General features: G+C 66.9%; 16 protein-coding genes. 6 read left to right on the forward strand and 10 right to left on the reverse strand.

Annotated features, from left to right (window positions below; translation table 11 throughout):
* Window positions 1-9: 9 nt before the first annotated feature.
* Together FHW64_RS16975 and FHW64_RS16980 are read left to right on the forward strand one after the other, a co-directional pair.
* Complete coding sequence (locus tag FHW64_RS16975) at window positions 10-912, forward strand: 2-dehydro-3-deoxygalactonokinase (RefSeq protein ID WP_184528283.1); 903 nt, start codon at window positions 10-12, stop codon at window positions 910-912.
* A complete protein-coding gene (locus FHW64_RS16980; RefSeq protein WP_184528285.1) occupies window positions 909-1,550 on the forward strand; it encodes a 2-dehydro-3-deoxy-6-phosphogalactonate aldolase in 642 nt (213 codons plus the stop codon). The genes FHW64_RS16975 and FHW64_RS16980 overlap by 4 nt, the downstream gene beginning before the upstream one ends.
* A 4-nt stretch (window positions 1,551-1,554) precedes the next feature.
* Here the strand turns inward: FHW64_RS16980 and FHW64_RS16985 are convergent, their stop codons facing one another.
* From FHW64_RS16985 to FHW64_RS17005, 5 genes are read right to left on the reverse strand one after another with little or no spacing between them, the layout of a single operon-like run.
* On the reverse strand, window positions 1,555-3,645 hold the full coding sequence (locus FHW64_RS16985; protein ID WP_184528287.1) for a site-specific recombinase: 2,091 nt from the start codon (window positions 3,643-3,645) through the stop codon (window positions 1,555-1,557).
* A gap of 43 nt (window positions 3,646-3,688) precedes the next feature.
* The gene (locus FHW64_RS16990) at window positions 3,689-4,399 is read right to left on the reverse strand and encodes an SDR family oxidoreductase (protein WP_184528289.1); all 711 of its coding nucleotides are present in this window, start codon (window positions 4,397-4,399) and stop codon (window positions 3,689-3,691) included.
* Between the two features lie 33 nt (window positions 4,400-4,432).
* Window positions 4,433-5,836 carry an MATE family efflux transporter gene (locus FHW64_RS16995; protein WP_184528291.1) on the reverse strand — a complete coding sequence of 468 codons (1,404 nt, stop codon included), beginning with the start codon at window positions 5,834-5,836 and terminating at the stop codon, window positions 4,433-4,435.
* Window positions 5,833-7,092 carry an MFS transporter gene (locus FHW64_RS17000; protein ID WP_184528293.1) on the reverse strand — a complete coding sequence of 420 codons (1,260 nt, stop codon included), beginning with the start codon at window positions 7,090-7,092 and terminating at the stop codon, window positions 5,833-5,835. The genes FHW64_RS16995 and FHW64_RS17000 overlap by 4 nt, the downstream gene beginning before the upstream one ends.
* Window positions 7,085-7,549 carry a MarR family winged helix-turn-helix transcriptional regulator gene (locus FHW64_RS17005; protein WP_184528295.1) on the reverse strand — a complete coding sequence of 155 codons (465 nt, stop codon included), beginning with the start codon at window positions 7,547-7,549 and terminating at the stop codon, window positions 7,085-7,087. The genes FHW64_RS17000 and FHW64_RS17005 overlap by 8 nt, the downstream gene beginning before the upstream one ends.
* 52 nt (window positions 7,550-7,601) lie before the next feature.
* On the opposite strand from FHW64_RS17005, the gene FHW64_RS17010 reads away from it, so the two are divergent.
* Window positions 7,602-8,138 (forward strand): PaaI family thioesterase, encoded by a 537-nt coding sequence (locus FHW64_RS17010; RefSeq protein WP_184528298.1) that lies wholly within the window; start codon window positions 7,602-7,604, stop codon window positions 8,136-8,138.
* A gap of 63 nt (window positions 8,139-8,201) precedes the next feature.
* Window positions 8,202-8,612 (forward strand): lactoylglutathione lyase, encoded by a 411-nt coding sequence (gloA, locus tag FHW64_RS17015; protein WP_221210381.1) that lies wholly within the window; start codon window positions 8,202-8,204, stop codon window positions 8,610-8,612.
* 12 nt (window positions 8,613-8,624) lie between these two features.
* Here the strand turns inward: gloA and FHW64_RS17020 are convergent, their stop codons facing one another.
* The 4 genes from FHW64_RS17020 to FHW64_RS17035 form a co-directional block, all read right to left on the reverse strand.
* Window positions 8,625-9,353, reverse strand: coding sequence for a haloacid dehalogenase type II (locus tag FHW64_RS17020; RefSeq protein ID WP_184528302.1), 729 nt, complete (start codon window positions 9,351-9,353; stop codon window positions 8,625-8,627).
* Window positions 9,350-9,985, reverse strand: coding sequence for a bifunctional 4-hydroxy-2-oxoglutarate aldolase/2-dehydro-3-deoxy-phosphogluconate aldolase (gene eda, locus FHW64_RS17025; RefSeq protein WP_184528304.1), 636 nt, complete (start codon window positions 9,983-9,985; stop codon window positions 9,350-9,352). The genes FHW64_RS17020 and eda overlap by 4 nt, the downstream gene beginning before the upstream one ends.
* Complete coding sequence (edd, locus tag FHW64_RS17030; protein ID WP_184528306.1) at window positions 9,976-11,814, reverse strand: phosphogluconate dehydratase; 1,839 nt, start codon at window positions 11,812-11,814, stop codon at window positions 9,976-9,978. Before edd ends, eda begins: the two co-directional genes overlap by 10 nt.
* Window positions 11,815-11,941: 127 nt before the next feature.
* On the reverse strand, window positions 11,942-12,481 hold the full coding sequence (locus tag FHW64_RS17035; protein ID WP_184529180.1) for an OmpA family protein: 540 nt from the start codon (window positions 12,479-12,481) through the stop codon (window positions 11,942-11,944).
* A 150-nt stretch (window positions 12,482-12,631) separates the two neighbouring features.
* Between FHW64_RS17035 and FHW64_RS17040 the strand changes: the two genes are divergently transcribed.
* Window positions 12,632-13,246 carry a gamma-glutamylcyclotransferase gene (locus tag FHW64_RS17040; RefSeq protein ID WP_184528308.1) on the forward strand — a complete coding sequence of 205 codons (615 nt, stop codon included), beginning with the start codon at window positions 12,632-12,634 and terminating at the stop codon, window positions 13,244-13,246.
* Window positions 13,247-13,266: 20 nt separating this feature from the next.
* On the forward strand, window positions 13,267-13,803 hold the full coding sequence (locus FHW64_RS17045; RefSeq protein ID WP_184528310.1) for a superoxide dismutase family protein: 537 nt from the start codon (window positions 13,267-13,269) through the stop codon (window positions 13,801-13,803).
* On the opposite strand, the gene FHW64_RS17050 is transcribed toward FHW64_RS17045, so the two are convergent.
* Window positions 13,790-14,368 (reverse strand): NTP transferase domain-containing protein, encoded by a 579-nt coding sequence (locus FHW64_RS17050; RefSeq protein WP_184528312.1) that lies wholly within the window; start codon window positions 14,366-14,368, stop codon window positions 13,790-13,792. The genes FHW64_RS17045 and FHW64_RS17050 overlap by 14 nt on opposite strands.
* Window positions 14,369-14,373: the final 5 nt, after the last annotated feature.

Below are 14,373 nucleotides of genomic sequence, written 5' to 3' on the forward strand. Positions count from 1 at the left end.
GGCGACATCATGAGTCACACCCGTCTTGTCGCCGTCGACTGGGGAACGAGCTCCCTTCGGGGCGCACTGCTCGAACCCGACGGCAGCATCGTCGAGGAACAGAGCCATCCGCGCGGCATCCTCACCGTCAAGCACGGCGGCTTCACCGACGTGTTCGAAACGCTCTTTGCCGACTGGATGCGGCCGCAAGGAACCCGCTGCCTGATCTCCGGCATGGCGGGCAGCAAGCAGGGATGGGTCGAAGCGCCCTACTGCGCCTGCCCCGCGGGTCTCGCCGAAGTGCGCAACAAGATCATGGAGATCGAACCCGGCCGCATCTCGATCGTGCCGGGCCTGAGCGATGCGCATGACGGCGTGCCCGACGTGATGCGCGGCGAAGAGGTGCAGATCCTCGGCGCAATGGTGCTCACCAACCTGCGCGACGGCCTGTTCGTCCTTCCCGGCACGCACAACAAGTGGGCACGCGTGAAGAACGGCATGGTCACCGGCTTTCGCACCTTCATGACCGGCGAGTTCTATGCGCTGCTAAGCCAGCACTCGATCCTCGCGCGCACGCTCGACACCTCGGCCGGGCTCGACGAGGCCGCGTTCCTGCAAGGCGTGACGCAGTCCGACAACAACCAGGGTCTCTTGCACAACGCCTTCGGCGCGCGGACGCTTTCGCTCTTCGACCGCATGCCGGCGCGCGAGCTGTCGAGCTACCTGTCGGGCATCCTGATCGGCGAGGAGCTTCGCACTCAGTCCCTGCACGCAGCGGGCGAGGTGGTGCTGATCGGCACACCGGCGCTCACGCAACGCTACATGCTCGCGCTGCAGGCCTCGGGCATCAAGGCGCGAACTCTGGGCTCCGAAGCCACCTGGGCCGGCCTGCACGCACTCCACGCACCCAATCCAACCCAACGCAAGCAATGACCGCTCCGCACGACAAATTCATCGCCGCCGTACGGCACCTTCCCCTCGTCGCCATCCTTCGCGGCCTGACGCCGGAGGAAGCACCTGCAGTCGGCGACGCCATCGTCGAATCGGGCTTTCGTCTGCTCGAAGTGCCGCTGAACTCGCCGCGTCCACTAGAGAGCATCGCGCTTCTGAAGCAACGCTTTCCGCAGGCGCTGGTGGGCGCGGGAACGGTGTTGACTGCGCAGGAAGTGCGCGACGTGCACGCGGCGGGCGGCGAACTGATCGTGGCGCCGAACTTCAACGCTGAAGTGGTCGCCGAAGCGAAGCGCCTTGGCCTCGTGAGCCTGCCCGGCGTGATGACGCCAACCGAGGCTTTCGGCGCGCTCGCGGCCGGCGCGACGGGACTCAAGCTGTTTCCGGCCGAACTGGCGTCGCCGGCGGTCGTCAAGGCGCTGCTCGCGGTGTTGCCGAAGGGCACCCCGCTGATGCCGGTCGGGGGCATCACGCCGGACAACATGGAAGCGTGGCGAGCCGCAGGTTCCGCGGGCTTCGGCATCGGCTCGGCGCTCTACAAGCCCGGCAAGACCGCGGCGGCCGTGCGTGAAGATGCGGAGCGCTTCGTCGCCGCGTTCAACGGCGCTCAGCGCGCCTGATCGCCTAGCCGGCGCGCTGCTGGCCGACTCGCGGCCAGAACAGATCCAGCGGCCGGGCTCGCACGCGCCGCCATACGCCCTGGTACAGCGACCGCACATGCGATCGCCGCAGATCGCGTGAGCGGATCGCCATGTGGAAGGCCAGCGCGAAGCTCACCCCGACATTCAGCACCGCCATGCTGCACACGCCGGCCACCGCCCACCACAAGGTGGCGGAGCGCAGGGTCTCCATGCCAAGCACACCCAGCGCGATGCCGATGGAGCCTGCGCTCAGCGTCACATGGCGCACGTCGAAACTGAAGGCGAAGGATGCAAGAAGCGCCGGGACCAGGCCCAGCATCAACCCGAGCGAGATATTGCCCGCCACGCCCGCGATGTTCGAGCGCCAGAAAGCCGCGAGCCGCGCCGCGCCCGCAGCGCCGATCGTCAGCCGCAAGCGGCGGTTGTGCTCCAGCGCATCGCCGACGCGGTGCAGCACGAACCAGTTGTCCACCCAGCCCGCGAGCAGGCTCGACGACCACAGCAGCACGCCGGTGAGCGCCGCATAGATCGGCGTCGGGCCGAGCAGCGAGAACGACTCGAGCGTCGCCTCCGCCTTCACAGGCGAAATGATCTCGGCACCGAACACCCACCCCAGCAGCAACTGCAGCCCGAGGCACACCGGAAAGACCATCATCACGTTTCCCAGCACCGCGGCGGCCTGCGTGCGGATCAACGCGAACACGGATGTGACGAACTCGTCCATGCCCTGCGGCGTGCCGGCACCGTCGAGCTCGCGGGCGAGCGTCGGCGCCGTCATCGCGGGCTGCTTCGTGGCGAGCGAGAAATGCAGGAAATGGATCAGCAGAAAGCTCGCCGCATAGTTGACGCCCGAGATCAGCCCTTCGAGCAGCGACGGCAGGTATGCACCGGTGATCGCGAACTTGACGCACACCGTCATCACGGTGACGAGCCCGCCTCCGGCCGCCATGCGCAGCATCTTCAGGTACTCCTGCCGATCGCGCGCGATGTAGTGCTCGCCGGTGTCGGCGTTGTATTCGACGACCTTGCGGGTGAGCAGCGAGACATTGCTGTTCAGCAGGTGCGAGACGCTGCGGCTTTCCTGGTTGGCCTTGACGAGCTCCGCAGTGAGACGGGAGACGGCGCGCATGTCGTCCGACGCCATCCAAGCATCGAGCAGATGCTCCGTCCGCGCGATACGCATGCGCATGCGCTCGACCTGAAACACGATGTCGACGCTGACGCCGTTGCGGTAGAGGTTGGCGAACACGGCGTCGGTGGCGATGCGGCACTGGTCGAGCACCAGGCGCAGGTAGTTGACTTCCCGCAGCAGTTGCGCGGGCTCCGCGCCCTCCTCCACCGAGTGGTGCGCAGCCTCGACCGCGAGCATGGCCCGCGTCAGGCGGTAGAACGGCTGCGACTCGGTCGCGACGCGCGCGTCCGCATCACCGAGCCGGCTGCGCACCAGTTGTGACATGCCGGTGGAACTGATCTGGCACGTGAGGTTGTGCAGGGCCGCCAGCAGGTCGAGCGAGAAAGCGCCTGTGCGCTGTGCGTCGTCCGCCTCGTCATGCAGGAACAGCGCACGGATTCGATCGAGCAGATCGATGGGCAGCGCGTCAATCCATTCGGCGTCGTGGCTGGACGTGAACATCAGCGTGAACAGCGCGCTGAGCTCGCGGCGGTTCGGCGCCGGCGGAATCATGAGCGTCTGCACGCGCTCGACCAGTGCACCCACAAAGCCCGAATGAACCGGCATGCCGGCATCGCACAGCAGCGCCATGCCGTCGCTCTCGCGCAGCAGCGCGCGGAGAATTCCGGTGACGTTGGCCTTCCATTGCGGATTGCGGTCGAGAACGTTCAGCACATAGCGCAGGCGTGTGTGCTCCGCGAAGCTGCGTGTCGTTGAGCCGTCAGCGCTGTCGGTCTGCAACGTGCCCGAGCGGCGAATCCAGTGCGCCAGCTCGATCAGCCATTCGCTGCGCGTCGTGTACGAAGCGCCCGCATCGGCCATGGCCAGCAGGACGTCGAGTTGATGACTGGCGCTGTGCGCGGCGCGCCAGTTCTTGATGAAGGCAGTGATCGAACGGAGCATGCGGGGGCGCAGATGATACCTGCGGCCCCCGCGCCGTTTCGGATCAACCCGCGCGTTCGACGGCGTATGGCGGAAGCTCGGCGGAAAGGCCTGCCTTGACCTGCTGCGTGAGCGGGTCGGCGAGCACTTCGAACTTGCCCGCTTCGAGGGCTTCGTACGTCTTCTTCACCACATCGTCCGGCGATGCCTTGGGGCCGGGGATGCGGCTCGTCATGTCGGTGTCCATGAAGGCGACATGCAAGCTGAGCACCTGCGTGCCCTGGCCACGCAGTGCGGCGCGCAGGGCATTGCTCAGCGACCATGCGGCGGACTTCGAGGCGCTGTAGCTGACGGCACCGGGCAACGTCAGCCAGCTCAGGATCGACAGCACGTTGATGATCGCGCCGCCACCGTTTGCCGCGAGCACGGGTGCGAAGGCGCGGCTCAGCGCCCATGGCCCGAAGAAATTCGTCTCCAGCTCGGCACGTGCGCTGTCGAACGCATCGTCCGCGCCGAGCACGCTCGTGCCGCGCGAGATGCCGGCGTTGTTGATCAGCAGGTTCACATCACCGCATTCGCGCGCGGCGGCCTCGGCCTGCTCCGGCCGCGTGACGTCGAGCGCGATCGGTATGACGCCGGGCAGCGTGACGCTCTTCGGATCGCGCGCGGCCGCATAGACCTTCTTCGCGCCGGCCGCCAATGCGGCGCGTGCGAACGCCAACCCGAGGCCCCGGTTTGCGCCGGTGATGAAAACAACGGAATCCTTGATCTGCATGGTGACCCTTTCGGTAAGTCTTGCTTTGTGGAATCAGGAGGGCTGGATGCGGCGAAGCAGCCCGGCCGTGGTGCGCGGCCAGCCGACGCGGCCGAACCACGCACCGCCGGCGATGGCCGAGGCGATGACGACGCCATACACCACGAGCGCCGCGCCTTGCGCGATGAACACGTCGATCAACTCGCCGCCCCAGCGCAGCGCCAGCCAGCCGCCGAGCCCCGCGACGATCAGCCGCGCGATGTTGCCGAGCACCGGCCACAGCAGCCGGCCGGCACCCTGCGAGGCGAAATACAGCACCAGGCCGACGCCGAAGAAGCCATAGAACGGCCCGACCGCGCGCAGGTACTGGGAGCCCGCTTCGAGCATCGCGGGATCGCTGCCGAACAGCATCAGCCACTGGCGCGGGAACAGCGCGGCCGCGAGGCCCACCGATCCGGCGAGCACGAATGCGATCGCAGCACCGGTCCATGCCGCACGCAAGGCGCGTTCGCGTTGACCGGCGCCAATGCAGGTGCCGATCATCGCGAGCAACGGCGCGCCAAGGCCGAAGACCAGCGGCACCAGCAGGTACTCGAGCCGCGATGCAGTGCCGTAACCCGCGATCGCGTTCGGACCGAAGTGGCCGGAGAGCGCGGTCGCAATGCCGATCGACAGATTGGTCGCCACCGTCGACACCGCGCCCACGAGGCCGACACGCAGGATGTCGCGGAACAGCGGCCACTGGAAGCGCGCATGCGCCCACGACGGCTTCAGCAGGCTGCGATCCGAGCGCAGGTAGAGCCACAGCGCGATCGACCCGCCGAGGTAGTAGGTCAGCAACGCAACCGCGCCGCCCGCGATGCCCAGGCCCGGGACAGGCCCCCAGCCGAAGATCAGCAAAGGCGACAGCGGGATCAGCACAACGACACCTGCCACGGTCACGTTCGCCGGCACAGCCATGTTCCCGGTGCCGCGCAGCACGGCGGCCAGCGAGTTGAAGACCCACACCAGCACCGCACCCGCGAAGACCACGTTGGAGTAGCGCAGCGCCGCTTCGAGCGATGCGCCCGAACCGCCCATCAACCCGAAGAGCCAGCGTCCACCGACGAGCAGCGCAAGCATGAAGACGATGCCGAAACCGATCGCAATGGCAATCGCATGCAGCACCAGCGCGTCTGCCACGTCACGGCGCCGTCCACCCAGCGCACGCGCGATCGACGATGCAATGCCGCCGCCCATCGCGCCGGCCGAGGTCATCTGCATCAGCATCACGACCGGGAAGACCAGCGCCATGCCGGCGAGCGCATCGGTGCCGAGCTTGCCTACGAAGTAGGTTTCGATGAGGCCCACCGCAGCCTGCGCAACCATCACCAGGACGTTGGGCAGCGCGAGGCGCAGCAATGTGGGAACGATCGGCGCTTCGAGCAGCAGCCGCGTCCGCGCATCGAGCGCGCTCATGCGGGCTTCGCCATCAGTGCCGGACGCGACTCGCGGATCGGCAGGTTGACGAGTGCCGCACCTGCAGCCAACGCAATGTCGATGTACCAGACGATGTCATAGCTGCCCGTGGCCTGGAACACATAGCCGCCCAAGAACGCGCCGAGGAAGCCGCCGATCTGGTGCGCGAGCATCACGATGCCGAACAGCATCGCCATGTTGGCCGGGCCGAACATCTTTGCGACCAGCCCTGCGGTCGGCGGAACGGTCGACAGGAAGGTCACCCCCATCACCGCGGCGAAGATCAGCATCACGGCCGGCGTCTTCGGGGCGAGCAGGAAGATCAGCACCGCAATTCCGCGCGCGGCATAGACTAGCGCAAGCAGTGACTTCATCCGCCACCGGCCGACCGCCCAGCCCATCAGGAGGCTGCCGACGATGTTGAACAGGCCGATCATGGCCAGCGCCCAGCCACCGATCTCAGGTGGAAGCCCGCAGGCCGCAACCACGCCGGGCAGGTGCGTCGCGAGGAAGGCGACATGAAAGCCGCACACGAGGAAGCCCAGGCTCAGGTAGCGGTAGCTCGGCGTGCCAATGGCCTGGCTGATCGCCTGGCGTGCGGTGAGCGGGCTCCCCCCTTTGGTCGCCGTCTGCGCGGCAAGCGCCTTCGAATTGCCCTTGAGCACGAAGACCGCGGGCAGTGCGACCAGGATCAACACGGCGAGCCATTGCATCGCACTGGCCCAACCGACGGTTGCCATCAGCCCGATGGCGATCGGCGCCATCGCGAACTGGCCGAAGGATCCACCCGCATTCACTACACCGGTCGCGAGGCCGCGCTTGTGCAAAGGCACCAGCCGCGTGGTCGCGGCCATCAGCACCGAGGGGCCGGCCATGCCCGCTCCGCCCGCTGCCAGCACGCCAATCGCGAAGATGAGTCCGGCGGTCGTCGTCATCAGCGGCGTGATGAAGGTGCCGAGCGCCACCAGCAGCACGCCGATGAAGATCACGCGGCCTGTGCCGATGCGGTCCGCGACCGCACCCGCGAAGGGCTGCGTCAGGCCCCACCAGAGCTGCCCGAATGCGAATGCAAGGCTGATGCTGCCAAGACCCAGCCCAGTCGACGTATTGAGCGACGAAAGGAAGAGCCCCATCGTCTGCCGTACGCCCATCGTCAGCGCGAAAGTGCCAGCGGCGGCGAGGAGCACCAGCCAGATGGCATGGCTAGCTGCGGGAGGAGTCGCGCCGGGAGCGGCGGAAGCGGCGCGGTCAGTCATCGAGTTCTCCTTCGTCGGTCTCGCCAGCGGTCTGCAGCACCGCGATGCTTTCGTCGATCAACACATGAAGCGCAAGCACGCGCTCCACACCGAGCAATTCGTTGAGCTTTTCCTGCGCGGTGCGCCAATGCCGTTGCGCCTCGCTGCGCTTCTTGCGGCCTTCGTCGGTGAGCTCGATGAAGCGGCTGCGCGCGTCGGGGCCCTCGCCTTGCACCAGCCAACCCGCCGCGATCATCGGCTTGAGGTTGCGCGTGAGGGTCGATGCATCGACACCCATGGCCTGCGCCAGGTCCACCGGACGGACCGGGCCCAGATGCAGCACGTGCGACAGCAGCGAGTACTGCGTGGTCTTGAGGCCGCTTCGGGCGACCTCGGCGTCATACAGCCGCCCCACTTGCCGCATCAGATGACGCAGCTTGAAGTTGGTGCAGCCCTGGGGCTTTGCGATAGCATTCATGCCGATGATTGTAGCTACAATCATTGCATATGCAACTTTACGGGAATTGTCGATGACACCAGCAGAACAACTCGCCTCCTGGATCGCCGAGGAAAAAACCGTCGCGGATCGACTCGACGCCGGCCCGGGCCCTGGGCTCGCGCGTCCGGACCAGATCGTCGGCAAGACCGGCCTTGAAATGATGCAGGCGATGCTCCGTGCGGAAATCCCCTATGCCGCGATCGCGAAGACGCTGAATTTCCAGATCATCGAAGTCAGCCCCGGTCGCGCGGTGTTCCAGGGCAAGCCGCTGCCGGAGCACCTGAATCCGCTCGGCACCATCCATGGCGGCTGGTTCGCCACCCTGCTCGATTCGGCCCTCGGCTGCGCGGTCCACACCATGATGCCGGCCGGACGCGCCTACACCACGGCCGAATTGGGCGTGAACCTCGTCAAGGCGCTGACCCCCAAGGTCGAACGCGTGCGCGCCGAAGGCAAGGTGATCCATTGCGGCCGCCAGCTCGCGACCGCCGAAGCGCGCCTGGTCGGCCCGGACGGCACGCTCTACGCCCACGCCACTACGACCTGCCTGGTGTTCGAGATGCGCTGACGGCGTAGGTGGCGGGGGAGCGCGACAATCGCCGATCGACAACATCTGATGGCGACCCACGAAATGCGAATCCTCCACACCATGCTGCGCGTCGGCAATCTGCAGCGCTCGATCGACTTCTACACGCAGGTGCTCGGCATGCAGTTGCTGCGCACGTCGGAGAACCCCGAATACAAGTACAGCCTCGCCTTCGTCGGCTACGAGGGCAACCCGGCACAGGCCGAGATCGAGCTGACCTACAACTGGGGCACCGAAAGCTACGAACTGGGCACGGCTTACGGCCACATCGCGCTCGGCGTGCCCGATGCGTATGCGGCCTGCGACAAGATCAAGGCCGCGGGTGGCAATGTCACGCGCGAAGCCGGGCCGGTGAAGGGTGGCACGACCGTGATCGCGTTCGTGACCGATCCGGATGGTTACAAGATCGAACTCATCCAGCGCGCAGAAAGCGCTGCCGGCGCAGGCCTGCGCTGATTCCCGCCGCGCTCAGCAGCCGAGCAGATCCGCGAGATGCTCGATGCTGCGCGCGTGCAGGTTGTTGTCCGGCTCCGGCGAGACGTCCTTCGGCCGGGCCGGGCCGAACTCCAGAGGCCGTTCGATGTAGCCGGTGCGCAGCCCGCAAGTGCGCGCGGCCGCAAGGTCGTCGTGATGCGCCGCGGCGAGCATCACCTGCCCCGGTGACACATCGAACACCGCCGCCACACCTAGATAGGTGCGCGGGTCCGGCTTGTAGGCCTTGAAGACCTCGGCCGACAGCACGCAATCCCAAGGCAGGCCGGCGTTCTTGGCCATTTCGGTCAGAAGGCCGATGTTGCCGTTCGAGAGCGAGCAGATGATGTACTTGCGCTTGAGCCGGGCAAGCCCCGCAACCGAATCCGGCCACGCGGGAAGCCGGTGCCAGGCCTTGTTGAGCTCGCGCTTGCGATCCGAATCGAGGTCTTCGACGCCGAAATCGCGCAGCACGCTGCCGAGGATGCCCATGTGCAGCTCGTCGAGCAGCGTGAAGCCGCCCTCGCCTGCTGCAAGGCGTTCCATGACGCCCTTCATCGCCGGCTGGTAGCCCGCCCGCCATGCCAGAGCGAATGCCCCGCCATCGATACCCGGCAGGATGCGCTCGGCCTCGGCAGCGATGCCCGAGTACCAGTCGACCACGGTGCCAAAGACGTCGAAGGCGATGACCTTCAGGTCACTCGCGTCGAAGGTCGCTTCGCTCATCGCGCGAGCTGGCTCGCTTCTCGGGCGAGCGCCTCGATGCGCGACCAGTCGCCGGCAGCGATCGCATCGGTCGGAACGATCCACGAACCGCCGACACACGCCACATTCGACAGGGCAAGAAACTCAGGTGCATTGCCCGCATGAACGCCGCCAGTCGGGCAGAACTTCACATCGCCGAACGGCCCCTGCCATGCCTTGAGCATCGCGAGCCCGCCGGCCTGCACCGCCGGGAAGAACTTGAGTTCTGTGAAGCCGTCTTCCTGGGCCATCATGATTTCGCTGCCCGTCGCGACGCCGGGCAGCAGCGGCAGGCCCAGGTCGTGGCATGCCTTGCCGACTGCGCGCGTGTAGCCCGGGCTCACGCCGAACTTCGCGCCCGCGAGCGCCGAGGCCTGTGCGTCGGCCGCGCTGCGGATCGTGCCCGCGCCAGCCACTGCTTCGGGCACTTCTTTCGAAATGGCTTCGATGCACTCGAGCGCTTCGCGCGTGCGCAGCGTCACTTCGAGCATGCGGATCCCGCCCGCCACGAGTGCGCGTGCCAACGGCACCGCGTCCTTCACGTCATGCAAAACGATCACGGGGATCACCGGTGCATCGCGCATCACGTCGAGCGCGGTCAAATTCACAGCCATGTGCAGGCTCCTTCTTCTGCTGTCAATGCATTGCGGCGCATGCCGGCGAACAGTTCACGGCCCAGGCCGTGACCGTTCGCGGTGCGCTGTTCTTCGGGTTGCTTTGCGACTTCGCGCTGTGCCCACTCGTCATCGGGCACCAGCACGGCGAGTGTGCCGGCAATCGAATCGAGGCGGATCAGGTCGCCGTCGCGCACCTTGGCCAGCGGCCCGCCCGCGGCGGCTTCGGGCGACACGTGGATCGCGGCGGGCACCTTGCCCGAGGCGCCGCTCATTCGGCCATCGGTCACGAGCGCCACGCGGAAGCCCTTGCCCTGCAACACCGAAAGCGGCGGCGTCAATTTGTGCAGCTCCGGCATGCCGTTGGCTTGCGGCCCCTGCCAGCGCACGACGCACACCACGTCGCGCTGGAGTTCGCCGGCCTTGAAGGCATCCTGCAGTTCGCCTTGCGAATCAAAGACGCGGGCCGGCGCCTCGATCACATGCCGGTCATCCGGCACTGAAGACACCTTAATCACGCTCCGGCCAAGATTGCCGACCAGCACCTTGAGCCCGCCGGTCGCGCTGAACGGCGATGCGGCCGGACGCGCAACTGCATCGTTCTTGGTCGGCGCCGCGACATGCCACGCCAGCGCGTGCTCGTCGGATGGCGTGGCGGCGAGCGTGGGGATGTTCGCGAACTCGCGGATTCCGCCGGCGCGCACCGTCTGCACGTCGGCGTGCATCAGCCCGGAGTCGAGCAGTTCACCGATCACGAAGCCGGGACCGCCCGCGGCCTGGAACTCGTTGACGTCGGCCGTTCCGTTCGGATAGACCCGCGTGAGCAGCGGCACGACCTCCGACAGTTCCGAGAAGTCGTTCCAGTCGATCAGGATGCCCGCTGCCCGCGCGACTGCCACCCAATGGATCAGGTGATTGGTCGACCCACCGGTGGCAAGCAGGGCCGCCATCGCGTTGACGATCACGCGCTCGTCGACCATTTCACCGATCGGCGGCACCGCATACGCCTTGTCGGAAGCCCGCCCGAGCACGGTACGCACCGCCTCGCGGGTGAGCGCTTCGCGCATCGAATCACCGGGCTGGATGAACGCGGTGCCGGGCACATGCAGGCCCATCGCTTCGAGCAGCATCTGGTTGCTGTTCGCGGTGCCGTAGAAGGTGCAGGTGCCCTGTGCGTGGTAGGCCTGCATCTCCGCATCGAGCAGGCCTTGCCTGCCCACCAGCCCCTGTGCGGCCTGTTCGCGAACCTTGGCCTTCGCACTGTTCGAGAGGCCTGAAGGCATCGGCCCCGCGGGTACGAAGACCATCGGCAGATGACCGAAGTGCAGCGCACCGATCAGCAGGCCCGGCACGATCTTGTCGCAGACGCCGAGCAGCAGCGCGGCATCGAACATGTCGTGCGTGAGCGCCACGGCGGTCCCCATCGCGATCACATCGCGGCTGAAGAGGCTGAGCTCCATGCCAGGGGTGCCCTGCGTGACGCCATCGCACATCGCGGGAACGCCACCGGCCACCTGCGCTGTCGCCGCATACCGCCGCGCCTCGTGCTTGACGATGTCCGGATAGCCCTGGAACGGCGCATGGGCCGAGAGCATGTCGTTGTAGGCGGTGACCACGCCGATGTTCGGCGCACGTTCGGTCACTACCTTGAGTTTGTCGTTGGCCGGAATCCCGGCCACGGCATGCGCGACGTTGGCGCAGCCCATGCGATCGGAGCCGCGTTCGCGGTGTCGGATCTCGGAGAGACGCTGGAGGTAGGCACTGCGCAGCGTTCGGCTGCGCTCGCGGATGCGGTCGGTGACATCGCGGACTGTGGGGTGTGTAGTCATGGGATATGTCGCACTGCCGTTGAGCCGCCAGGTAGTGACGGTCTCACTCGCGCATGGTATCAAGCCAGAATGAAAAAGCCCCGTCATGCGGGGCTTTGTTCACGTCGCCACTGGGGCAAAGGCGAAGTCAATCGATGAGCTTGACCTCGACGCGCCGCGCCTCGGCGTTGTTCCCGCTGCCGGTAGTGACCGCGGGGCGCTCCATCTGGACCTTGTCGACCGGGCAACCAAGGCCGACGAGCACGTCGCGCACCATTTGGGCGCGCTTCTTGGCAAGCTCGTCGTTGAGCGCCGGATCGCCGGTGGTGTCGTGGAAGCCGGACACCAGCGCCTTCTTGCCGCCTTCGACGCCCTTGAGCACGATAGCGAGCGCCTCGGCGGCGCCGGGCGCGATGTCCGCGCTCGCGGTGGCGAAGTAGAAATTCACCACGCCGCCCGCGACGCGGATGCTTGCTCCGTCGGGGATCACGACCGTCACGGTCTCGGTCACGACCGCCACGGTCGTCGCCGGTGCCGTTGCGGCAACGGGCTGCGCCGGAACAGCCGCGTTGTGGCTCTTGAAATAGAGCACGATGCCGATGACAAACAGAATCACCAGCGCAATCAGGCCAAGCAGGAAGGCAAGGACGAAATTCTGTTGGCTGTCGTCGTCACTGGTCGCAGACATGGGCGGATCTCCGTAGTTGAGGGGTCGGTAAATAATGGTGCGGTGAACCATGACCGCGAAATTGTAGGTGCGGCCCCCGAGCCGCCGAAAGGTGATCCGGGCCCTCCCGGGCTCGATCCGCTGCCCAAGCCCCTGCGCGATCCCAAACCGATGCTTGATCGTGTGATCGAGGAATGGGGCGGTCACCAGGACCTGTGGCTCTTCGGCTACGGCTCGCTGATCTGGCGACCCGAGTTCGGCTTCATCGAGCGACACCCGGCGCGGGTGCACGGCTGGCATCGTGCCCTCAAGATGTGGAGCCGGGTCAATCGCGGAACGGTCGAGAACCCGGGCCTCGTCTTCGGACTGCTGTCGGGCGGCAGCTGTCGCGGCATGGTCTTCCGCGTGCCGGCTGCAGACGGACTCGAGACGCTAGGCCGCCTCTGGCTGCGCGAGATGCCCACCGGCGTCTACGACCCGCGCTGGCTCGAATGCAACACACCGCATTCGAAGGTGAAGGCGCTGGCCTTCACGCTCTCGCGCCACAGCCCCAACTTCACCGGCGAGCTCAGCGACGAGCGCTATCGCCACATCTTCGCAAGCGCAGTCGGGCGCTACGGCAGTTCGCTCGACTATGCGCAGCAGACCTTGCTGGAGCTCAAGCGCCACTCGATCCACGACGCAGCGCTGTCGCGGCTCGTCAAGCTGGCCGAAATCCGTTTGTCGGCCGAGGCCGATGGCGGAAAACCGCCGTCTTCGCTATACCCTCCCGAATCTCGAACCTGATCAACATTCAAGGAGTTCACATGCCCCGTCGAATCATCGCCCTCGCCGCCACCCTCGCCGCTGCTGCCACGCTGGCCGCCTGCGGCACCATGGGCCAAGGCGCGGGAGCCACGGCCACCCTCGCACCGACCGGGGCGATCTCGCCGAATCCGACCATGGGCAAGGTGACCTTCACGCCGCTCGAGCATGGCGTACGCGTGTCCGGCGAAGTCCGCGGGCTCCCACCGGGAACGGAACACGGCTTCCACATCCACGAAAAGGGCGACTGCGGGGACAACGGCAATGCCTCTGGCGGCCACTTCAACCCCGCTGGTGGCACGCATGGCAAGTTCGCGGCACCGGGCAGCCATGCCGGCGAGCTGCCGAGCCTCGTGGCCGACGCCGGTGGCGTGGCGAAGTTCAGCGTCGAGGTGCACGCCATTTCCCTGACGGAAGGCGCCGCCAACAATGTGGTCGGCCGTGCGGTCGTGGTGCATCGCGACCGCGACGACTTCACCACGCAGCCCGCCGGCAACTCCGGCCCGCGCGTCGCCTGTGGCGTGATCACCCGCGGCTGAGTCGCTCCTGCAGCAGCGCTTCGGCGCGGGCCAGTTCTTCGGGTGTGTCGATGTCGGTGACGATACCGACGTCGTCAAGCTCAAGTTCGGCTACCTGCCCCGCCTCGCGCAAAGCGCGCAGCACCGGCGCCGCACCCAGGTTGCCCGACAGGGCTGCAAGCCGGGGTCCGCATGGCGCCGCGAAGCCGACTGGATGGCCGCGCGTGCCGCGATAGCTCGGCTGCGCCGCCTGCACTTCGCCCTGCAATGCATGCGCCACGGCCTGCAGTGTCGAGGACTGGACCAGCGGCAGGTCGGCCGGAAGAATCAGCCAGCCCTGCGCATCAGCCGTTGCCCGCACGGCAGCGGCGATCGAATCGCCCATGCCCGGATGCCCGACGTCTTCCAGATGCCACGGAAGTCCGCTCGCACTCACTGCGGCCAGCGTGTGCTCCAGCACCGTCGCGCCGACCAGCGGCGCGTGCAGTTTGTGCCCAGCGCCGCCCGCAGCCTTGAACCGCTCCCCACGGCCCGATGCAAGGACGATGACGATCGGAAGCCCGGACGACGGTGATGCGGCATTCATGCGCC

Origin of the sequence: Variovorax sp. Sphag1AA (assembly GCF_014192575.1) — a bacterium.
Lineage (GTDB): Bacteria > Pseudomonadota > Gammaproteobacteria > Burkholderiales > Burkholderiaceae_C > Variovorax.